This window comes from Brasilonema sennae CENA114 (assembly GCF_006968745.1).
Classification (GTDB): domain Bacteria; phylum Cyanobacteriota; class Cyanobacteriia; order Cyanobacteriales; family Nostocaceae; genus Brasilonema; species Brasilonema sennae.
Genome location: NZ_CP030118.1, coordinates 4,555,052 through 4,575,863 on the forward strand (window position 1 = coordinate 4,555,052; position 20,812 = coordinate 4,575,863).

Genomic DNA, 20,812 nt, shown 5'->3' on the forward strand with positions numbered 1-20,812 from the left:
TTACTATATAACATCAAGATGCAATACCTGTATTCCGGAATTTTATCCTCGTATTTTCCACACTACAGCCATAGCTGTTAATATTAATGTCAAAGCAGGCGGAATTAGTGGTATCCATCCAGCTTGTGTAAAGATGACAAAACAAATTCCAAATAATATTGATAGCGCTGCTGCTACCGCCAACCCAAGGTACTCTGGCTTTGAGTAGCACCTAGCTATCATTCCTCCTAGCAACGACCATATCCAAACCCAGAGTACTTCCACCCACCCAGACCACCACCACAAAACTTGTCTACCATCCTCAACAGCACTGAGGATATGGCTTATCATCTGCGCTTGCACGAACACTCCTGGTATTTTCTTGTTGTGGGAAGGAGTCTTCCAATGATCAGAAGTGCTTGGGGCTGTAACGCCAATAAGGACAATACGATTTTTTAATAACTTTGAGTTAATTTGGCTATTGCCGCTAAGTATATCTCTAAGAGATACAGTCTCAGCAATGTTTTCTTGAGGACGCAGCGAACGATAATTCAGCAGCACTTGATATCCTGCTGATGCATCCACTGCTTGGTAACCGCTAGTGTGTTCCTTTAATGGTTTAAACAAAACGTTGCCAATTTTTAAGTCCCCTTGTGGGGTGATATCTGCTTTGATACCTTGGTCAAGCAAATAGTGACGTGCAAGCTGAAGGCTCAAAGCATTCTCTGCCTGACAAGGAGACTTTGCCGGAGGGGTGAGATACAATAACTGGCGACGTGCGACTTCATCAGAATCTGCCACAAAATCACTAAAACTCTGGCGTTCTTCTGGAACTTCCTCAGGAGGGTGAATACCATCAGGTGCGTCATCAGCATCAGCAGGAATTTTGCACACTGCAAAAATACGGTCATCCTGCTTTAGGCGAGTGATTAAATCTGCATAGTTGGGGTCTACAGAGAAATCCCGATAAATATCTATACCGATAGTTGTTGGTTGATACTGCTCAAGTTTTTGCAGCAATTGAGCAAGTGCTTTATCCGAAAGCGATCCTGTCCTTTTCATCCCCTTCTGGTTCTGATAACGAATATCTGCTTCATCAACAGTAACTATCATTAGACGTGGATCTGAGCTTTCAATTCGGGGTCGCAGTTGCATAAGATGGTCGTAAGCTTGTAATTCCCAAGGTTGTAGCATTCCCAAATAGCGCACTCCCATGACTATACTTGTGACAAGGACACTCGCCATAAGCACAGTCAGAAGTTGACGTAATGAATCGCTTTTTTGAGTGCTTAATTCTCGCCAAGTCAGGGGGACAACTCTGGGATTTTGGATTAACACTGGTAACCAAGTCGCATTCGGAAATTTATCCTCCAAGCCTTGCAACTTTTCTCTTGCTTCCCGTGAAGCCAGATATAAAGACTTACCACTTGAAAAAGCGACCAGAAAATGCTTTAAAAATTCCTGTGCCACTTCATCTGGTACGGGTTCCCGCATGACAATCATTTGCGGGATATTTAAAGAAGCGAACTGCCATGCTAATCCTAAACCATCACAGGAGTTAAAAATTGCTAGCTGTAAACCTTGTGCGATCGCTCTTTTTAAACCAAACTCTAACTCTTCTATTGTTAAGCTATCCGTTTTATTGATATAAATCCGACCAGTATTATCAGCAGTTTCACTATGTCCGGCGAAAAATAAAATATCCCACTGCTGCCAAAGATAATTGTTTAGCTCTTTGCGCTGTGGTTCTACCAGAAAAACTGTTTCAGCATTTGGTAAATTTTCTAACAACTGACGGTCTATTTGAACATCAATTCCATTACTATTTCCCAAAATCGCCAAAACTCTTACTTTGGGTTTACGCGGTGGTTTTGGAGGGGTTTGTGATGCTGTTGTAGTTAAGGCAAATTCTGCTAACGAATATCTACCAAAGAAATCCCACAAATGCCAAGGAATTCTCTGTAATTCCGGATTATCTGTGCGAATGAGTACTCGAATAGCTTCGTTTCGTTTTAATTCCTCGCGTAATGTGTTGTTTATACAGCGAAATTCCTGAGAATCAAACCATCTTTGTAAGTAGTCAATTAATACTTTAGTTTTTTGGCGGCATTCTGAAATTCGTGTTGTGATAGAACCATCGTAAATAATTTCTTGTGGCTTGATGCGACTTGGCATTCCTAAACTGCGATACTTGTGTTGCCACTGGCATAGGTAGGTAGCCAAGTCGAGACATGGTGGTAATTTGCCAGAGATTTCTATTTCTGGGGGAGCAAAATCTGAGCCAATCTCTAGTGTCACCCGAAATCCCTGGTATTCTAAATCACCATCTAACTTAAGAACAACTAACTTCGCCATAGACCCATTTGAAATTTGGGATTTTGAAGTGTCAAAATAACATTAAACAATTGTCATTTGTTTTACACTTCGTCAAATCCTTAATAATTTAAACATAGTTCTTCCAAAAAGCACAAGTCATTTTGTCTAGTGATCTTTAGGTTAGAAAAAGCTCTGTAAAGCTGACATCACCTAAAGCAACTTTAACACTAAAACGTTCTCCAATTTCGCTACTAAAGTTTAATTGAATACTCTTTGTGTTTCTCGCGGTTGCCTGCATCACGGGTATCCCTGCTTCATCCAATACTATCAGTTCAAGTTCTTTTGGTAAATAATTTTTACCACCTGTTGGGTACACTTTTACACCGACATTTATTTCTTCTCTTGAGACTGAGATCAGTCCTACCACTAAAGCGATGATTTGACTTTTGGAATCTCGTCCTAAGTCTAGGAGTTTGCCTTTCTGTAGACTAGATGTTGAATTTTCTGGGTGAACTAAAGTGTGTTCAGTTCCTCGAAATCTAAAAACTAGTTCTGATTGTTGCGGATTCAAAAGCGATTCTATAGTTTGCCAACCAGCATCAACAACATTCATCAACCACTGGCTCAAGTGAATTGGCTGTTCAATTTTTTCAATTGGTTTGTTCAGGTGTATAAGCAAATCTTCAAGCGAGTTTAACTGACTTATAAGTAACTCACCATTTTCAGGAACTGTTTTAACAAATCCTAGTAGTGTTGCTTCTTCAAGCGATTGCTCAAACTGTACAGCTACATAGCCAATTCTATCTGAGGAAACTTCTGGAAGAATATGAAGAACTTGCTCGTTAGGTAACACCGCAAGACATTCTATTTTCCCTAAACCGATAACTTCTAAATCAGCAATATCCATAAGAGTTTGTATGAGAGGGTTCCAACTTAAACTTCCTTGCCAAGAAGTTTTAATTCCCATACAACGCAAATAAAATTGAACAGCAAATACTGCCAAAGTATTGAGATAAACCTGTTTGGCTTTCTGAGGATTCCTGTGTTTGTTTCGGAAACGTTCTGCAAGTGCGTGAGCTTCTAAGCTTATCGGTACCGTAAAGGTTAAAGATTCTGATAAATTTCCTCTCATTTGTATACCTATTCCTTAATATACCTGATTTTCACAGTATTCTTTTAACTTAGGAGAAAGCTTTTTTAGACATCTGTAATAGAAGCTGCTGACTGTAGGAACTTTCATTTCAAATTCTGCTGAAATCTCTTTCCATGATTTCCCAGACATTCTGAGCATAGCTAATGCTTGAAACGTTGCTTGGGGACATTGCTCCATATACTCATTTTTAAAAATGTCTTCTGGGTCTGATTCTATACATTCCTTGACGATTTCTGTGAGGTCTTTTGATTCTTCAGGTAAGGCAAGATTGTCTAGGTCTGTAAGAGTCATTTTTGTCACAGAACTATGACTGAGGTTTTTACGAAGAGTATCTTTAAAAAATCGTCGTTCCAAAAGAACATTGACCCATACCAAAACCGTACCGCGTTCCGGGTTATATTTGTCAATATTTTGACAAATATAAAGAAAAAGTTCCTGACGTGCTTCATTGTAAATATCTTGAACATTGCTGAAAAATTGACTTTTGGATGGATACCAAAGATTGCCAAAGCGCACAATGCTGTGAATTAGCTTTGTTAAGGCGATTTGCCGTTCCTGAGAATGCGGCGGGTGTCGCTGTGCAACACAAGCAAGCTGTAGCAGATACGAATCAAGTTCATCTTTGGTCATTACTTGAGACTCCAAATCTTGTTCAAGAGCTGAAGTGAACCTCTAACTCCTTCTCGCACTCGTTTTAAACATTTTACGCAAAACCAGAGTATTTGTTACAAATATTTACATTCAGCAAGAGGTTTTGACCACACCCTGCCGCAATTGTGTTGGCTAGAGGTTTCTTTCTCAATTGTGTTGTCTTTCAGTCAAGTGGAAAGCCCCATCTCCTTGAGCAGGCGGTTAATGTGGCAAGCGCTAACCTTAATTCCCAATTGTTTCACCAGATGCTTGCTTAACTATTGCGCTGTCCAGCGTTTAAATGGATAGCCATACTCACGCGGACTATGGCTCGCCAGTTCTTTCAACCGAGCGAGATATTGCTCATTCACAGTCTTGGGGCGTCCCATCGGGCGATCGCCCCAGTTATGAGCCTGACCTGTCTGTGCCATAGCAATCCAGTACCGTGCAGTTTCTTGAGCGCACAACAGTGCTTCACAGATTTGTGCTTGAGATTGACCCGCATCTGTTAGTAGCATGATTTCAATACGACGGCGATATTCTGGACGTAACTCGGCTTCTAGGCTTTTCAGCAGCAGCTTGCGCTCTCTAGGTGTTAGGTAAAGACTTTGGTTTTCCACAGCAATTCCTCCTGGTAGAATTGACGGTGTTGGAAGTTCGTTTGAATGCTCCGCAGCGAACCTCTGCCTACTTCTCGGAATCAAAAGTCCAGGAATTGTGCAACTCGTTACAAAAATTCACATTAGTCTTGGTAGCAGTCACCTGTGTCGCTTTATCAGATGTTGAGGCTGTGACAAGGCAGCATCTACAATCAAAGATATAGCCCGTGTGAATAGTTGAGCGCATCACTACACTGTGATTTGCAAGATAAAAGTACCTTTGTTTTTAAATATGAAAGCTTAAAATAAAAAACATAATTACTTGAGTTATGCATAAAAAATAAGTTTCAAATCCTTGAATTTCTAGATTTAATATCAAAATATTGAAGAGGTATTAGACAATAAAGTAGCTAATTCCATCACAAGTAACTTCATTGACTGGCAGCGTGCTTATCTCAATGCCAACTCTAAAGACATTCAAATCTGGAGTTCAATGGTTAGCCTGGTCAGGAGTTTTGGCTCTGGTTAGCACCGGGGGCTGGCTGGTCTACATCCAGACTCGGAATCGACCTGCAGAATCGGTGGCGCTGCCTGTTGTCACCGTAGAACGCGGCAACATTGAAACTACAATCAATGAGAGCGGCACCCTTGAACTGCGTGGTCAACAGACCCTCAAGTCTCCAGCAGAAGGCGCAGTTGAGCAGGTGCTAGTGCGGCTTGGAGACCAAGTCAAGTCCGGTCAGCCGCTGATTATACTGCGTAACCCCGACCGACAAACTATCCTCGCCAATCAGCAGTTGCAAATTCAAAAACAGGAACTCACTTTAGCACGTAACCGCCAGAAAGTTGTTGAAGCCGAGGAAAAGCTAAAAGTAGCTAAACAGGAAAACCAGACAAACAAGCAGTTGCAGATTCAAAAACAGGAACTCACCGTAGCACGTAACCGCCAGAAAGTTGTCGAAGCTGAGGAACAACTCAAAGCTGAGGAAAAGAAACTCCAAGAGCTTGAAGCTTTGGATCAAAGGGGCTTCATTCCCAAAAATGAACTTCGGACGCAGGAGGAACAGGTTCGCCGTGCGAAAACTGCTTTGTGGGAGGCGAAGTTAACCGTCAGCAGCGATACCATCGAACTCCAGAACCTTCAGCTTGAGATCCAAAATACGCAACAGCAAACGCGGGATAAAATTATGCAGGCTGAATCTGCTGTGCAGGATGCTCAGTTAGCGGTCAACAACGATACCCGTGAATTTCAGCGCCTTCAGCTTGAACTGCAAAAAATCCAGCAGCAACTCCAGAACAACGTCGTGACTGCACCAATTAATGGTAACGTTCTTGACATCAAAGTCAAGGATGGGGAAGGGGTTCAGGTGCGTACTGATCTGCTCACCCTAGGCGACTCTACCCAAGAACTGGTGTCGCTCCAGCTTTCCACCCTGAATGCGGCTAAAGTCCGGGTCAACCAATCAGCCCGCATCAGTGTCATCGGTCCCAATGCTCAGACATTCGAGGGGCGGGTGCAAAGTTTGTCTCCCATAGCAACAACCTCTAGTGGGAACGAGAGCCAAAGCAGCAGCCAACAAGCGGGGCAAGCAACGGTATCTGCTAAAGTGCGACTTAATACCCCTTCCCGCAAGCTGATTCCTGGCAGCCAGGTAAATGTCGAGATTGTTTTGCAACAGCGGCAGAACGTGGTGGTTTTGGACACGGAAGCGATTCAGCGCTCTGAAGAAAAGCCCTTTGTATTGGTGCGGGATAAACAAGGTAAGGCTCAGAAAAAAAACATCACTCTAGGGCTAGAGGGGTTGACTAATGTGGAAGTGACCTCTGGTCTGCGCCCTGGGGATCAAGTGGTGCTGCCCGCAGCTGATTCCAAATCGGAACCAGGAACGCCAACCGTTCCCGAAGACAATTCGACAGAAGGTAACAGCGAATAGTATGAGTCTCACACCTTTCGACCTACTAGCTCTGACTTCCCGCTCTTTAAGCGGCAATCCCTTGCGTTCTACCCTAACCACCCTAGGCGTTTTCATGGGTGTAGCTGCGGTGACAGCGACGCTTCAGGTCGGCAGCATCAGTCGGGCAGTGATTGCCCGTCAAATGGCAGAGCGAGATGCCCCTCAGGTCGTAGTATACCCAGAGTCGCGATTTCTTCGGCTAGAAGACATGAAATTCTTGCAAAAACGGCTCTTGGGCTTACAAGCAATCAGTGCGTCCAGTTCCCCAACTTCTTCTCAAACCGTATTTCAAGATCAGGAGGCGAAGAATTCTTTGATGTTGGGTGTTTCCCAAAACTTCTTGCTCACATCGGCTAAGCAATTAGTGAAGGGACGGTTCTTCACAAGAGCAGATTCTGCCAGCTATCGACCTGTGGTGGTCATTGATCAATTTCTGGCGGATAAACTTTTCAAAGGTCAAAAGCCAACGGGTAAGCGCATTTATGCTAATCGCCGACCCTATATCGTTGTGGGGGTGGTAAAGACTAATTCCGGTAACAACGAAGCACCTGAGGGTCAGCTACTAGTGCCGATTTCAGTTTACAACGCTTTAATGGGTAGTCGCGATATTGGAACTATTTGGATGCGTCCCCGCAAACTCGAAGACCTGAAGAACTTGGAAGACCAGGCAAAAAAACTGTTGGAGCAGCGCTTTCCAAGTCAAAAATTTTATGTTGCTAACAATGTGGAAGACATCCTGGAGCAACAGAAAACCCTTGAATCCGTTTCAATGGCACTGGCAGCAGTGGGAGTCATCTCTTTATTGGTGGGTGGTGTTGGCATTGCTAATATTACTATCGCCACTGTAGCAGAGCGTACTTCTGAAATTGGTCTGAAGCTGGCGATTGGGGCAACAAAGCAGGACATCATGTTGCAGTTCATTCTTGAAGCGGCGGTTTTGAGCTTGTTAGGGGGAACTGTGGCGCTGATTACAGTGCATGGGTTAACGTTGGTGGTTGCCGATACTTTTGATTTACCCTACCAATTTGAAAGCAGTACAGCCGCTTTGTCCTTAGGTTCAGCGCTATTGGTGGGGGTGGGCGCTGGTTTTCTCCCGGCTCTACGAGCTAGCCAGCTAAATCCTGTTACAGCTTTACGTAGCACATAGTATTTGTTACAACATCACGGTAAATTAATAAGCCCCCAATAGCAAGCTATTGGGGGCCATTGGTCACAAGTTAAGGTTGTGAGCCAGTTGTCAAGGGGTTTTAGGACTTGCCGTGAAAAGTCAGTGTCGGAGCAGGCCCAACGCCCGGTGCAGCTACGGACGGTCGTCAACACGGAGTGACCCCCTGCATAACAGGGGGCCACTCCTGAACCTGATGTGCGTAGACCTCTTAACAGACTGACATTGGAAAATTCGTCCTCCCCGTAAGAGGGTGCTTACGGCGGAGCTTCACCATGCCTTGTGAAAGTGTGTCGTAAGAGGTTATTTATGAGGCTAATTCAGGCGGTTACGCCAGTCACGGAACAGGTTCCCATGGGCTGCAGGTGTCTGAACCTGTATCGTCTTCGCAGACACGGAACCTGGTGATGCTGCGGCTGGGTGTGGCGACGCCGCACCCAGCCTGCGACCCGTTCCCGTCCCCGATCCTGAAGGTGCTTGAGCTGCCGCTGACGTTGTACTCAGCGTAAACGCCGTTTCCATCTTGTTCCAGGTCGCAGGCACCGATGTATTTCCTGTCGATGCGGACGCCGGCGTAGTCGGAGCCCTCCGCAGCCGTCCAATACGCCCAGCTCTGGGCGTGGGCCAGAGTACCCATGCCCGCCACCACCGCAGTGACTGCACCCGTCGTCAAGATTAAGCGGCCAATTCGTGCGAGAGACATTTCTTTTCTCCTTATTTTGATTGTGATTATGTAGGTCAACCATTTGACCTCTATTTCAATTAATTGAAATTTGTTGTTGTCAAGGCCATCGTACTTATCCAGGATTTGTGTTTGATTCGCTGGCTTATAGATTGCCTATTTCTTCTTCAATACTCTGAGATTTAATTTACAAATTCAAGGGTTTTAAACTCATTGATTACGCATAAGTCAAGCATTTATGTTTTTTTTTGAAAAATCATATGTAAAAAATGGTAAAACAAAATCCATTGAGGTGCTCTCACTACTCTGAATTTTGCAATTTGAAACTGAGCTATGTCTCTGATCGCAGATGGAGTTTGGCACAATGTCACAGCATCATTGTCTAAAAAGCCACACTTGCGAGCGTTCACCAAATTAATGTGAAATTGTTTTGAGCCACATATAATTATTTAGACTTTGGAGCCAGAAGTAAATAGAAATTCGTAAGTTTCATTTTGGCAATAGAACCCAAGTTCTCAATTCCGTCTTAACCTTTAAGCTGACATGTCATTAGAAACGGTACCAAGCGTTCAGCCTGTCCAGTTGGTTGAGTAAGTCCTGTAGACATTAACCCAGTAATTTATAATTTTTTCGCTCAAAACTAAAGCACTTTTGTTTCAGATCCTTATACAAAAGGTAAGGTGTGCAGTCTAAAGTAAAATCAGGACACAAATTCTGTCAGCGTCAATGGTTTTTACTTAACTGAACTACTACCCGATCCAATTCCCTAGTTTGACATCACCAACCTAACAGTGGCGGTGGCGAAGACTTGACCATTCAATTTAAACTGTTCAATTTAAAGCGAATAGCTTTGTCCAATCGGTGTCGAAAATTAATTTCAGTCCTAAAGACTCAGGCGAAGCAGTGCAATTTACTCAGAAATTCAAATCATTATGGAGAAGCCACCTAACCAAGACTCTCAACGTCAAAACCAAGGCGAGCATCTATCTAGACGACCCGTCAGCTTCTTGTTACTTAAGGTGGTCGTTGTTGTAACTGTAACTTTGGGTATGGCTTGTATTCTCGCCCTAATTTTTAAGTCCCAAAAGATACTCAAACCTGCTGCTAGCGTTGAAACAGCAGTTAAACCGCCAATCGTTCAACCTACGGCTGGTGAAAACATCAAACACATTCAAAGCAAAGGCAATGAACAACTCAGCAAGGGTGAGACGATTGTCTTACCCTTGAAAAACCCTTTGGAAACTCCTACAGAGTGGAAACGCCTACAGCAAACTCAGAGCGAAAAACCGACACATTACGCTTCAAGAATGCCAACGGTAAACGCGAATACACCCATAACTCATTCCCAACCTCAGAGCCAAAACAACCAACTGCTTGTTAAAAGTTGGAAGTTAAATGACGCTATGCGATCGCCCTCCCAAACGCTGCACTCCGCCCAATCGCAAGTCGCCTTTACATCACACTCCTCAACCTCTCGTTTACAGAAAGAACTAGGAAATGACAGACGAGAGGCTTTGGCTATATCTACGCCAGAAATGAAAGACTCTGTCTCTCGTAAAGCATTCCCAAGTTCCACCTGGGAACGAGAAGATACGAGAAAAGAGGACACGAGGATGCAAAGACTAGAAAGCAAAGAGACAAAAGGACACGAGGAAAGAGGATACAGGGATATCTCTGCGTCATCACGTCTTCCCACCCCACCAACGGCAACAAAGCAGGACATCATGTTCCAGTTCATTCTCGAAGCGGCGCTTTTGAGCTTATTGGGGGGAACTGTGGCGATCGCCTCGGTGCATGGGTTAACTTTGGTGGTTGCCGGTACTTTTGATTTGCCCTATCAATTTGAAAGCAGTACAGCCGCTTTGTCCTTAGGTTCAGCGCTGTTGGTGGGGGTGGGCGCTGGTTTTCTCCCGGCTCTACGAGCTAGCCACCTAAATCCTGTTACAGCTTTGCGTAGCACATAGTGTTTGTCGCAAGCATCGCAGTCAATTAATAAGCCCCCAAGTGGCAAGCTATTGGGGGCAGTCCTACACTTATTTGAGATAGCTTTTTAGAGCGCTACCAAGCAGGTATGCCGCTGTAACCAGCTGCACACCGAAGCTTGGTGATCAAGCGGACCGCCGGAGGGATGGCGCTGTAGGTACTGGAAGCGGGCATCCGTGGCTGGTTTAGATAGCGTTGCGTTTGTCAATAAATAATTGTCCAGAATATTCAATCGGAGTGCAGGTATCAAACTAACCTTGGCTATGACTTTTAACAGCAAGATAGAACGATGTGCGTAAATATTACGCAAAGCTCCCAAATTGTCAGTTCTCCACTACGCGCTCAGAGGAATTTTTAAGTAACATTACTTATTGACAAATGAGATGTGACCTTAAATTGTCCTGTATAGGAGAAATAAAATCAGCATCTATCCAGTCTATCAAATCTACCTAACGTCCATGTAAAGGTACGTTGCTGGCCACGGTTGAGAACGTTGCATCCTGAGTCCGGTCCCCAGGCAATGATGAGCTTCACCCGCTGCTGGTTTCCACAATCGTTTCTCACAGTTATACTCCTTGACGATTGACTTATTACCCTGATGCAGCTTGGCGCAGGAGCAGCAAATGATGGTGGGATAGTGCTAACAAGCGAAAGAGATGCTGCGGCTGTACCGATAGCAGCCATACTAGTTAATTTCACGAAATTATCTTTGATGAGCTTGGCGTACATATTTATCTCCTTTGGGATTTACACATTGAGAGAATGAAAACAATCTGCATCCTAATTTTGTTGGTGCAGTAATTTCAATTTGAAAGTTAATTCAAAATCTGACAAAAAATTGGATGTTTGATTAGCAGAATTTTCGGTTGATTTTTAGTTTTTATTCACCTACTTTTATCAAGTAGAACTAACTTGTCAACGCCTAATCTACTTAATCCAATTTTTATCCGATGAAATTTAGAAAATCAAGGGGAGGCAGCTTGTTTATAAAACATAACTACAGGATTTATGTTTTCATTTTGTTAAGTTTTTAAAGAATCAAGATGAGAAGTGTGCTAAATATTAATATCTAGAGTGCTTCTGGCTTTTAAGAAAGCTAATGATTAATAAAATCATCTTTTCCGCTCAAAACTAAAGCACTTTTGTTTTTTGAAACTTACACAGAAAGTAAGATGAGCAGTGTAAAGTAAAATCAAGGCAATAATTCAGACAGCAGCAATGAGTTTTACTAAACTCAATGACTGCCTGATGCAACTCCCAAATCTAACATCGCCAATCTAACAGTGGCGGTGGTGTCTAAAGACCTGACCGTTCATTTCAAAGCTAATGGCTTTGTCCTGGTGGTGTCCCAAATCAATCTCAATCCCAAAGAGTCAGGCTAAGCAGAGCAATTTACTAAATTCAAGTCATCATGCAGAAGCCATCTAACCAAGACTCTCAACGTCAAAACCAACGCGAGCATCAATTTCTCCGAACCGTTAACTTCTTGTTACTTAATGTGGTCGTTGTTTCAACTGTAATTGTGGGTACAGCTCGTATTCTCACCCCAATTTTGAAATCCCAAAAGATACTTCAACCAGCAGTCAGCGTTGAGCCAGCTGTCAAACGGTTAATCGTTCAACCTGTGGCTGGTGAAAACATCAAACACCAAAGCAAAGACAATCAGCAACTTAGCAAGGGTGAGGCGATTGTCTTACCTTTGAAAAACCCTTCGGAAACTCCTACAGAGTGGAAACGCCCACAGCAAACTCAGAGCGAAAAACCGACACACTACGCTTCAAAAATGCCAACGGTAAACGCGAACACACCCATAACTCATTCCCAACCTCAGAGCCAAAACAACCAACTGCTTGTTAAAAGTTGGAAGTTAAATGACGCTACGCGATCGCCCTCTGAAGCGCTGCACTCCGTGGAATCGCAAGTCGCCTTTACATCACCCTCAACCTCTCGTTCACACAAAGAACCAGAAAATGACAGACGAGAGGCTTTGGCGATACCTACGCCAGAAATGAAAGATTCTGTCTCTGGTAAAGCATTCCCAAGTTCCACCTGGGAACGAGAAGATACGAGAAAAGAGGACACGAGGACGCAAAGACTAGAAAGCAAAGAGACAAAAGGACACGAGGAAAGAGGACACAGAGATATCTCTGCGTCATCACGTCTTCCCACCCCACCAAATTTCCCTTCAAAACAGGAGACTCAGCCGATGTTGCCCCGCAAGCAGAGTAACTTTAGGGCGGGTGCGTCTTTTCTCGCGTCACCGAGTCTCTCCCTCTCCATGTCATCACAGCCGCTTCACCATGTCTTCTCTCAAACGCCTCAAGTACCACGACAGAATCTAACTTCGTATCAGAACCAAATTTCAAAAGTAGAACAAGCAAATACAGTAACTCAAAGTAGTCTGAAACAGAGTCAACCCAAACCATTACCAAAAGTACGTCCTGTTGCACTAAAGCTCTCTGATGTTGTCGTCTTGGCTTTGCAAAACAATAGATCTATAAAAAACGCATATCTCGAAAGAATAGCTCAAAAACAAGACTTGGCAGTGGAAGAAGATAAATTTGCTCCTGACTTTACACCTACCCTGTCAACGTCGATGGCATCATCCGGCTCAGGTGCAAGCACAACAACGACTAATGAAGTCGGTCTTGAGGCAAAAATGAAGATTCCCACCGGGGGGGAACTGAGTTTTGGCTTGACAGCTAACGCTCTAACGCCAAAGATAACTTTTAATCAACCTCTACTAAGAGGAGCTGGAATCGATGTAAACACAGCTTCGATTAAGACGGCTCGACTTACTGAAAAGAGTAACGTCTTGGGTTTAAAATCGACATTGACAAACACCATTACGGATGCTATAATACAATACCTGAATTTACTCCGCGCTCAGGAACGGGTAAAAATTGAGCAGCTTTCGCTGAAAAGTGCTCAAGAACTTCTGGAAATAAACCAAGCTCTGATTGAGGCGGGTAGGTTGGCACCGGTTGACATTATCCAAAGTCAGACAGCGATCGCTAATCGACAAGTCAGCTTGGTGGCTGCTCAAAATAATCTTGAGTCAACAAAGTTAGCTCTACTTCAGATTCTTGACATTGATCAAAACACTAATATTATGGCTGCAGAAGTTCCAAAGGCGTCACCCGTGACTCTAGACGCGAACAAACTTCGGCAATTAGCGCTCTTAAGTCAGCCAGAATATTTGCAGGCACAGCTAAACCTGGACAAAGCTAAACTTGACCTGTTGCAGGCAAAAAATAACAGACGCTGGGACTTGGGTTTGAATGTCAGCTATGACAATACAGGAGACAACGCAACACCAGACGTGAGAGCCGGACTAAGTTTTAGCAAAACATTGGGCGATCTCACACCGGAACAGAGGTTTCAGCGCAGCCGAGTTAACCAATTGCAAGCGGAAAACAATTTGAACGATCAGCGTGAAAGTTTAGAAATTCAGGTAACAGATAGGATTAGAGATGCTAATTTGAGTTTCTCTCAGGTGCAACTTGCCCGACAAGCGAGGGAGTCTTCGGAACGACAACTAGAGATTGAACGAGAAAAGCAGCGATTAGGCAGAGGATCTGGAGTTTTTGAAATTGTGAGTTTGGAAAATAGTTTGGTAGAAGCAAGAAACGCAGAACTTAATGCAACTATTGAATATCTCAACGCTTTGACGAACCTTGATAAAACTGTAGGAACCACATTAGATACCTGGCAGGTAACAATTGAGAGCAATAAGAAATGAGTTTTTTCCAGTGTACTTTGGGACAGTAACAGTAACCGTTCAGAGGGGAATGGATACTTTACAAACATCCTCTGAAACTGGCTGATGCTTGTCATGGGCGTTCAGCGTAGCTCTCCGTAGGAATCGCAAGCTTGAAGCTCAGTTAGAGATTGGTATTGGGATTTTTCGGAGATGTCTATTACTAACCTTATACCATTTCACGAAATCCTTGATACAAATGATTTTTCTGGAATTATTTCCCCCAGCTCCGGTGTCCCCTGCTCACGCCAGGTGCTACAACGGGGGGAACCCTCCGAAGCTTTGAGCGGAGGAAACCTCCGCTCAAACTTCTCACCGCAACGCACTGGCTCCCCTGCTGCCCATTTGTATCAACCTTAAAGTGAAACGGTATTACACGTCTGCGATTAGCCTTGCCTTTCTCAAAAAGAATTGCAGTACAGTCTCTTCTTTAGAAATAATATCGGCTGTGCCCTCCATTCCTAATTGAATGGAACACTGTTTTTTGCCATTATATAGTCCAAGGCTTTCTGGCTCAATTGTGACCTCGTAAAAAGCAACAACAGCCGCCTTCTGGCTTGCTGCTGTGGGGGACGTTCCTGCAGTTGCACCATTTGCTTGAGGAGTGAATGCATCTGGAGAGATCGCCTTGACCTTACCTTTTAGGGTGCCGTAATCTGGATAAGGACAAGCAGAAACCCGCACGAGTACTTTTTGTCCTTCTTTCAACTTGCTTTTATCCTCAAGTGCTACCGCTGCCTTAACCACTATCGGGGCATCACTAGGAACTATTTGCGCGATTTCCTCTCCTGGACGTACAGTTTGACCAGAATTTCGCAGATTTAGCTTGGAGATAATACCGCCTGCTGTGGCAGTAATGGCAGTCTGCTTGAGGTCGATTTCCACTTGTTGGAGTTCGCGGGCGTCGCGTTCTCGTTGTTTGTGAATTTCAATTTGTTGCTGGATGAGGGCTTTACGTTCTTTGTCTAATGTAGCGAAGTTGACTTCCCCCGAAGCTTTTTCTTGGGCAATCCGCGACTCGGCGATCGCCACTTCTGCATGACTCGGATTCAGGGCAGAAGCAGCGCGTTCCTTTCTAGCTACGGCTGCCGAAACTGCTTGTTGTAGACGCTCAATTGTTTGTTGTTGCGCCTCAATGATTGCTTTTTGCGCCTCCACTGCTTGTTCTTGCTGATCAGCAGCCAGTTGTGCTTCCTCAAATTGATTCCAAGAAAGAGCTCCAACTTTTGCTACACTTTGATATCGGTTCCGCTTTGATCGAGCTGCTGATAAAGCGGCTAGCGTTGACTTTAAATTTGCAGAAGCTGTCCTTAACTCTGCCTCACCTTTTTGCAATTCTCTCTGAGCTATCTTGACATTTGCCTCGGCTTCTGCTACGTCCGCAACGGTAGTAATTTGCTTGTCTTGATAGTCTCGGCTTTTGTATTGTAGTTCAGAACGAGCAGCAGCAACAACACGGTTAACGCGATCGCTATCGGCTCTCATCTGGTTATTCAGGGCGCTAATTTGAGCATTCAGTTGAACGATTTGTAACTGGCTCTGCTGGATGTTGGTTTGCAGTTGACTCTTTTTCGTTTGCAGCTTCGAGTCGTCGATAGTGGCAATGATGTCTCCTTTTTTGACAACTTGATTCTCTTTGACTCTGACACCCATAACAGGACCTTCTGTTGCAGCTTGAACAATCCGCAATTCACCAGCAGGACGGAAGTTAGCCTGTGCTTTGATGGTAACTTTGTATTGGGTAACAGAAGCAAGAGCGATCGCTATTCCCATAAAACTAAGCATAACCATTCCCCCAACCGTCGTCCAACGACCAATAGGTGGTAGAAAACCGTTTTCTTCAATTAGGGGAAGAGAATCTGAGTTGGAGTGGCTAAGCATCATGGTTGTAAAAGCTAATTGCGGGTGATTTGCCGTTAGAATCAGATTTGGAGGATGGAAACACCAAACCATTTACCAAATTATTTGTTGACGGGGCAACTTCGTCTAGGAAATCTAAGTGATCGCCTCTTTGATGGCGTAGTTCTTGGGGAGTTCCTTGGATTTTCACGCGCCCAAGTTCGAGCAGTACAATCCAATCAGCTCGCTGGATCACTTTTGGGCGATGACTAATCATAATTGTGGTTTTCCCAGTTCGGTAGTACAGCAATTTATCTAGCACTTGCGCTTCACTCACCGGGTCGAGAGCGCCAGTGGATTCATCTAAAATAAGTACAGGCGGTTCAGTAACTATCGCTCTTGCTATGGCTAATCTCTGCCGTTGTCCACCAGAGAGATTCGCGCCGAATTCTCCTAAAACGGTTTGATACTTGTCGGGCAGTTTACTGATAAACTCATCTGCACCTGCAATCTGGCAAGCCCTGACAATTTGTTCAAAAGATATGTGGGGATAGCTGAAGCGGAAGTTGTCAATAATTGAGCGACTCCAAAAGTGCGGTTCTTGAGGCACAAGCACCACCTGCTGTCGCAGACATTCCAAGGAGAGGTCTTGCTGGTTATAGATGCCATAGCGGATATTACCAGACTGGGGAGAATATAAACCAGCAATCATTTTGGCGAGAGTACTTTTGCCACAGCCAGATTTACCAATCAGGGCAATCACTTGACCACCTGGTATAGTTAAGGAAAAATCTTCCAAAAGGTCAACTCTACCAGCATGGTGAAAGTTGAGGTTAGTGCAGGTAATATCTGCATCACCAGGAATTTCTACCTGTGGCTTTTTAAAGTCGTTTTCGTCTTCTGGAGTGGCGTCAATTACCTCTGTCAAACGTTGGATGACAATCTGGGCGGTGATAAACTCATCAACTAACCCGATGACTGAACCCAGAAAGCCGAGAAAGTTGCCACTCAAGCCACTATACGCCATCAGCTGACCGATGGTTAAAGTGCGATTAATCACTAAATAGCTACCTAACCAAAGTAAGGCAATACTAGTGAAATTGGAAAGAATACCGGTGATTGTGCTGCTGTAAAGCCCCAACTTCATCGTAGTCCAGCCCAAGTTAGCAAGACGACCAAAATTAGTCTGATACTCTTGCCAAGCTTGGGGAGTCGCTTGGGTAGTTTTAAGCACCTGGACACCGCGAAAAGTTTCAACGAGAAAGCCTTGGTTTTCTGTACCTAAGACAATCATGTTGCGGGTTTTCTGACGCAAGGCGGGGAGAAAAAGCAGGTTGATTCCTGTGACGATGACAAAGGCGGCTAAGGAAGCCAGAGTCAGTCCCCAACTGTAGAACAGCATCAAGCCCAAGGAAACCACGGCAATAAAAAATTGGCTGGGTAAACCGAGGACAATTTGAGAAACTAAGGCATTGATGGCATGAACATCGGCAATGCGGCTAACGACTTCCCCACTGCGCCGTCCTTCAAAATACTCTAGGGGCAAGTGCAGGAGTTTTCGACCGTATTCCAAAAGCAGTCCTAATTGCAGCCGCTGGCCAAAGTGACCAATTAGGTGAGATTGTACCAAACCAATGGCACTTCTAAATAAGTTCATAGCAATGACCCCAATTGCTACTGTCGTCAGCAGTTGGGTATCTCCCCGCACCAGCACGTCATCCGTAAGCAGTTGCATCATCAAGGGAGAGACAAGCGACAGCAGTCCAATGGCGATATTGATGGCGATCGCTTGAGCTAAAATGTTGCGATAGGGCAAAACACGCGCAATAAAGCGTCCAAAGCCACCAATTTTATCTTCAGGTTGCTCGCTAAAGCGGCTGTCATCTGGCTCTAACAACAGCATGATACCATTGCCCCAACCCTTGATTAACTCCTCGCGGGTGAGGTAACGGATGCCAACACCTGGATCAGCAAGTGCATATTTTTTCCCCTTTTGCCCGTATAAAACGACCCAGTGGTAGCCTTTCCAGTGTATAATGGCGGGCAGCGAAATTTTGTGCAAAGAGTCGAGCAATTGCGGGGAAGCTTTGACTTGGCGGGCATTGAATCCGAGGGCTTCTGCACCCCGGCTTAATCCCAATAGGGAGGTTCCCCTAGAACCTGTGCCTACGCATTCCCGGACGCGATTGAGGGTAAATGTGCGTCCGTAATATTTAGCAATGGTGGCTAGGCAGGCGGCTCCACAGTCTTCTTCACTATGTTGTTGGATAATTGGGTATTTCATAATTTGTATATGGAATCTTTGATCATCTGCAAGATAATCGGGGCAGAAAGCCCCGACAATGTTGAATATTTAACTCCTGAGAACCAAAAGTTTGACCCTGGAGTTATTGACGATGCCAAAGTTTTCAGGAGTGCTTTTTAAGCATAGACCGCGTAGGTTACGTCATAAATAGAGCCACTTCCACTAATGCGTAGTGTTTTGGAACCGTTTGTAGGAGTGGTTCCAACAGTAAAACCGCCTAGATAGTCATCGTCACCAGCCAAACCGCCGTCGGAATCAAACAGATTAATGCTTGCAGTCCCACTAAATTGCTTCCATTTGAAGAAATTGGCGGTTTCACCAGTATCTACGTCGTTAGTTGTACTGGTTTGGTCTCCATTTATCCTGGCATATACGTCGTCTCCGTTACTCCAACCGAAGTCTGCACCTGCTTTAATTGCAGTGGCTTTATACAAGTAAAGCCAAGCACCACCTTCGATGACAGCTCCTTGTTCGGGAGTTAATTCGGTCACCAGTTGTTCATGTTGATTGTCTTTCATCTTTTTTCTCCTAATTAAGTGTGAATTGTTCTGTGTCGTTCCTTGAGGAACTATAGTTTTGGAAAGCAAACGCAAAACTTGTTGTTTTGATCTGCTACCTACTTCTCGGTGAATTACGTCTGTGTTTTATGCAAACCATTAGTTCTTGTAACATTTCTTCACCAAACGAATGGCAAAGATGCGTCCTGAGTGTTTGGCAATAGTTACAAGACTTGCCGCGTTTAGCAAAGTGCTGCATCAGGAGGTGTAGTCAACTCTTATGTCGCCAGTGACAAATACACCGTCTTCTTTATCTCTAAAGTCGATTACGTAAGTGCCTCCCCGTATATCAGTCCATGTAGTGGTATCTTTACCAACACTGGCTATCTTTCCATTTGAATTATTAGTTTTTACATTTCTAATAATTGCACCGAAGTCTGGGTTATTCGTAGCCGATTTGGTGTTGGAAGTGAGTTTGATTGTTCCACCGGGTTGCACATAGAACTCTCGTGTGGTGAGGAAGGTATCAAACTTAATAGTGGACTCGAAACTACCACCTCCTTCAACAACGGCAGCTTCTGCCGCAGTTAATTCGGTAAACAGTTGTTCATGTTGATTGTCTTTCATCTTTTTTCTCCTAATTAAGTGTGAATTGTTCAGTTATCGATTGCCATTAATTGGTAAGTTGTAATTAACTTTCTCTTCGCTAATCACACTTCTATATTCTGAAATAAAATCTAGTATCGCAAGGGGTTTAAACTTCTTATTTATGCATAAATCCATGAGTTATGTTTTCATGTTTCCAATCTTTTATCTCCCCAAATAATGTTACTTGAGCCTTTAAAATTCAAGTGTAGTGATGTATTGAACTACTCTGACTAATGCAGTTTAAAAATGAGGCTATATATCTGGTTGCAGATGGTGCTTGATGCCCTGTCACAACACCAACGCCTCAAAAGCAGCACTTCTGACCGTTCACCAATTAGTGTGAACTTTTGTAACGAGTTGCGGAAATACTAGACTTTTGATTCCGAGAAGTAGGCAGAGGTTCGCAAGGAACACCCAAACGAACTTCCAACACCCCCAAGTTTTACAAAGAGGAATCGCTGTGGAAAACCAAAGTCTTTACCTAACACCTTTTCAGCGCAAGTTTCTGCTTAAGAGTCTAGTAACCGACTTACGTCCAGAATATCGCCGTCGTGTTGAAATCATGCTATTAGCAGATGCGGGTGAATCTCAGACACAAATCTGTGAAACTCTGGGGTGTTCTCAAGAGACTGCACGCTACTGGATTGCTATGGCACAAGCCGGGTTAGCTCATAACTGGAGCGATCGCCCGATGGGACGCCCCAAAACTGTGAATGAGGAATATCTCGCTCGCTTGAAAGAACTGGCAAGCCATAGTCCGCGTGAGTATGGCTATCCATTTCAACACTGGACAGCGCAATGGTTAAGCAAGCATCTGACAAAAGAATTGGGAATTAAAGTTAGCGCTTGCCACATTAATCGCTTGCTCAAGGAAATGGGACTTTCCACTCGACCAAAAAACAACACAACAAAGAAAGAAACTTCAAGCCAACAAAATTGCAGCATTAGGATTAATGATTTACCATTGCACGCATCACCTAATTTTTTGTCGCAATTAAGTTTGATTGAAAATTAGTGTTGTAAATAATCCTGGCTGAAAAAAGTCGGGAAGTGGAGCTTTGGGCATTTACAATTGCAGAGCACTGCGTGTAGGAATGCCAGTAAAAATCTCCCCCGATCGTCTTCTACCTTAACCGTCATTGGTCGAAATATCTGGTAAGATTAGCACTATACAAGGGCACTAACCTTGACTTGCGGGTGTAGTTCAGTGGTAGAACGTCAGCTTCCCATGCTGAATGTCGTGGGTTCGAGTCCCATCACCCGCTTTCAAAAAATCTTCAAAAGGTTTACTTATCAAAGGC

General features: G+C 44.2%; 15 protein-coding genes, 1 tRNA gene and 1 pseudogene. 8 read left to right on the forward strand and 9 right to left on the reverse strand.

What is annotated here, in order from left to right:
* Positions 1–42: 42 nt before the first annotated feature.
* The 4 genes and pseudogenes from DP114_RS19115 to DP114_RS19130 form a co-directional block, all read right to left on the reverse strand.
* A complete protein-coding gene (locus DP114_RS19115; RefSeq protein ID WP_171976870.1) occupies positions 43–2,334 on the reverse strand; it encodes a CHASE2 domain-containing protein in 2,292 nt (763 codons plus the stop codon).
* Positions 2,335–2,470: 136 nt separating this feature from the next.
* Complete coding sequence (locus tag DP114_RS19120) at positions 2,471–3,427, reverse strand: DUF1822 family protein (RefSeq protein ID WP_171976871.1); 957 nt, start codon at positions 3,425–3,427, stop codon at positions 2,471–2,473.
* Between the two features lie 15 nt (positions 3,428–3,442).
* Positions 3,443–4,078, reverse strand: coding sequence for a sigma-70 family RNA polymerase sigma factor (locus DP114_RS19125; RefSeq protein ID WP_171976872.1), 636 nt, complete (start codon positions 4,076–4,078; stop codon positions 3,443–3,445).
* A 191-nt stretch (positions 4,079–4,269) separates the two neighbouring features.
* Positions 4,270–4,698 (reverse strand): annotated as a pseudogene (locus DP114_RS19130) (helix-turn-helix domain-containing protein); the annotation flags it as partial.
* Between the two features lie 437 nt (positions 4,699–5,135).
* On the opposite strand from DP114_RS19130, the gene DP114_RS19135 reads away from it, so the two are divergent.
* The 3 genes from DP114_RS19135 (at position 5,136) to DP114_RS35135 (ending at position 10,443) form a co-directional block, all read left to right on the forward strand.
* Positions 5,136–6,611 (forward strand): efflux RND transporter periplasmic adaptor subunit, encoded by a 1,476-nt coding sequence (locus tag DP114_RS19135; RefSeq protein WP_171976873.1) that lies wholly within the window; start codon positions 5,136–5,138, stop codon positions 6,609–6,611.
* Between the two features lies 1 nt (position 6,612).
* Positions 6,613–7,779 (forward strand): ABC transporter permease, encoded by a 1,167-nt coding sequence (locus DP114_RS19140; protein WP_171976874.1) that lies wholly within the window; start codon positions 6,613–6,615, stop codon positions 7,777–7,779.
* 1,632 nt (positions 7,780–9,411) lie between these two features.
* Positions 9,412–10,443: an ABC transporter permease gene (locus tag DP114_RS35135; protein ID WP_246162585.1), complete on the forward strand. Its 1,032-nt coding sequence runs from the start codon at positions 9,412–9,414 to the stop codon at positions 10,441–10,443.
* Positions 10,444–10,882: 439 nt separating this feature from the next.
* Here DP114_RS35135 and DP114_RS19150 read toward each other — a convergent pair whose 3' ends face one another.
* On the reverse strand, positions 10,883–11,191 hold the full coding sequence (locus DP114_RS19150) for a hypothetical protein (RefSeq protein WP_169266555.1): 309 nt from the start codon (positions 11,189–11,191) through the stop codon (positions 10,883–10,885).
* A gap of 682 nt (positions 11,192–11,873) precedes the next feature.
* Here DP114_RS19150 and DP114_RS35140 point away from each other — a divergent pair.
* Together DP114_RS35140 and DP114_RS19160 are read left to right on the forward strand one after the other, a co-directional pair.
* Positions 11,874–14,204 (forward strand): TolC family protein, encoded by a 2,331-nt coding sequence (locus DP114_RS35140; RefSeq protein ID WP_246162586.1) that lies wholly within the window; start codon positions 11,874–11,876, stop codon positions 14,202–14,204.
* A 171-nt stretch (positions 14,205–14,375) separates the two neighbouring features.
* Positions 14,376–14,582: a hypothetical protein gene (locus tag DP114_RS19160; protein ID WP_171976875.1), complete on the forward strand. Its 207-nt coding sequence runs from the start codon at positions 14,376–14,378 to the stop codon at positions 14,580–14,582.
* Positions 14,583–14,594: 12 nt separating this feature from the next.
* Here the strand turns inward: DP114_RS19160 and DP114_RS19165 are convergent, their stop codons facing one another.
* The gene (locus DP114_RS19165) at positions 14,595–16,103 is read right to left on the reverse strand and encodes a putative HlyD family type I secretion protein (protein ID WP_171978236.1); all 1,509 of its coding nucleotides are present in this window, start codon (positions 16,101–16,103) and stop codon (positions 14,595–14,597) included.
* A complete protein-coding gene (locus tag DP114_RS19170) occupies positions 16,096–18,345 on the reverse strand; it encodes a peptidase domain-containing ABC transporter (protein ID WP_171976876.1) in 2,250 nt (749 codons plus the stop codon). The genes DP114_RS19165 and DP114_RS19170 overlap by 8 nt, the downstream gene beginning before the upstream one ends.
* 9 nt (positions 18,346–18,354) lie before the next feature.
* Between DP114_RS19170 and DP114_RS35800 the strand changes: the two genes are divergently transcribed.
* On the forward strand, positions 18,355–18,486 hold the full coding sequence (locus DP114_RS35800; protein ID WP_256379272.1) for a hypothetical protein: 132 nt from the start codon (positions 18,355–18,357) through the stop codon (positions 18,484–18,486).
* On the opposite strand, the gene DP114_RS19175 is transcribed toward DP114_RS35800, so the two are convergent.
* Both DP114_RS19175 and DP114_RS19180 read right to left on the reverse strand, forming a co-directional pair.
* Positions 18,483–18,884 (reverse strand): hypothetical protein, encoded by a 402-nt coding sequence (locus tag DP114_RS19175; protein ID WP_172195243.1) that lies wholly within the window; start codon positions 18,882–18,884, stop codon positions 18,483–18,485. The genes DP114_RS35800 and DP114_RS19175 overlap by 4 nt on opposite strands.
* A gap of 237 nt (positions 18,885–19,121) precedes the next feature.
* Positions 19,122–19,490: a hypothetical protein gene (locus tag DP114_RS19180; protein WP_169266552.1), complete on the reverse strand. Its 369-nt coding sequence runs from the start codon at positions 19,488–19,490 to the stop codon at positions 19,122–19,124.
* Positions 19,491–19,971: 481 nt separating this feature from the next.
* On the opposite strand from DP114_RS19180, the gene DP114_RS19185 reads away from it, so the two are divergent.
* Together DP114_RS19185 and DP114_RS19190 are read left to right on the forward strand one after the other, a co-directional pair.
* Complete coding sequence (locus tag DP114_RS19185) at positions 19,972–20,526, forward strand: helix-turn-helix domain-containing protein (RefSeq protein WP_169266551.1); 555 nt, start codon at positions 19,972–19,974, stop codon at positions 20,524–20,526.
* Positions 20,527–20,704: 178 nt separating this feature from the next.
* Positions 20,705–20,776, forward strand: a tRNA-Gly gene (locus DP114_RS19190).
* Positions 20,777–20,812: the final 36 nt, after the last annotated feature.

What these genes read in the sequence shown, in the direction of transcription:
- DP114_RS19115 (WP_171976870.1), bottom strand. Translation starts at nt 2,334, where the DNA reads ATGGCGAAGTTAGTTGTTCTTAAGTTAGATGGTGATTTAGAATACCAG.
- DP114_RS19120 (WP_171976871.1), bottom strand. Translation starts at nt 3,427, where the DNA reads ATGAGAGGAAATTTATCAGAATCTTTAACCTTTACGGTACCGATAAGC.
- DP114_RS19125 (WP_171976872.1), bottom strand. Translation starts at nt 4,078, where the DNA reads ATGACCAAAGATGAACTTGATTCGTATCTGCTACAGCTTGCTTGTGTT.
- DP114_RS19135 (WP_171976873.1), top strand. Translation starts at nt 5,136, where the DNA reads ATGCCAACTCTAAAGACATTCAAATCTGGAGTTCAATGGTTAGCCTGG.
- DP114_RS19140 (WP_171976874.1), top strand. Translation starts at nt 6,613, where the DNA reads ATGAGTCTCACACCTTTCGACCTACTAGCTCTGACTTCCCGCTCTTTA.
- DP114_RS35135 (WP_246162585.1), top strand. Translation starts at nt 9,412, where the DNA reads ATGGAGAAGCCACCTAACCAAGACTCTCAACGTCAAAACCAAGGCGAG.
- DP114_RS19150 (WP_169266555.1), bottom strand. Translation starts at nt 11,191, where the DNA reads ATGTACGCCAAGCTCATCAAAGATAATTTCGTGAAATTAACTAGTATG.
- DP114_RS35140 (WP_246162586.1), top strand. Translation starts at nt 11,874, where the DNA reads ATGCAGAAGCCATCTAACCAAGACTCTCAACGTCAAAACCAACGCGAG.
- DP114_RS19160 (WP_171976875.1), top strand. Translation starts at nt 14,376, where the DNA reads ATGTCTATTACTAACCTTATACCATTTCACGAAATCCTTGATACAAAT.
- DP114_RS19165 (WP_171978236.1), bottom strand. Translation starts at nt 16,103, where the DNA reads ATGCTTAGCCACTCCAACTCAGATTCTCTTCCCCTAATTGAAGAAAAC.
- DP114_RS19170 (WP_171976876.1), bottom strand. Translation starts at nt 18,345, where the DNA reads ATGAAATACCCAATTATCCAACAACATAGTGAAGAAGACTGTGGAGCC.
- DP114_RS35800 (WP_256379272.1), top strand. Translation starts at nt 18,355, where the DNA reads ATGGAATCTTTGATCATCTGCAAGATAATCGGGGCAGAAAGCCCCGAC.
- DP114_RS19175 (WP_172195243.1), bottom strand. Translation starts at nt 18,884, where the DNA reads ATGAAAGACAATCAACATGAACAACTGGTGACCGAATTAACTCCCGAA.
- DP114_RS19180 (WP_169266552.1), bottom strand. Translation starts at nt 19,490, where the DNA reads ATGAAAGACAATCAACATGAACAACTGTTTACCGAATTAACTGCGGCA.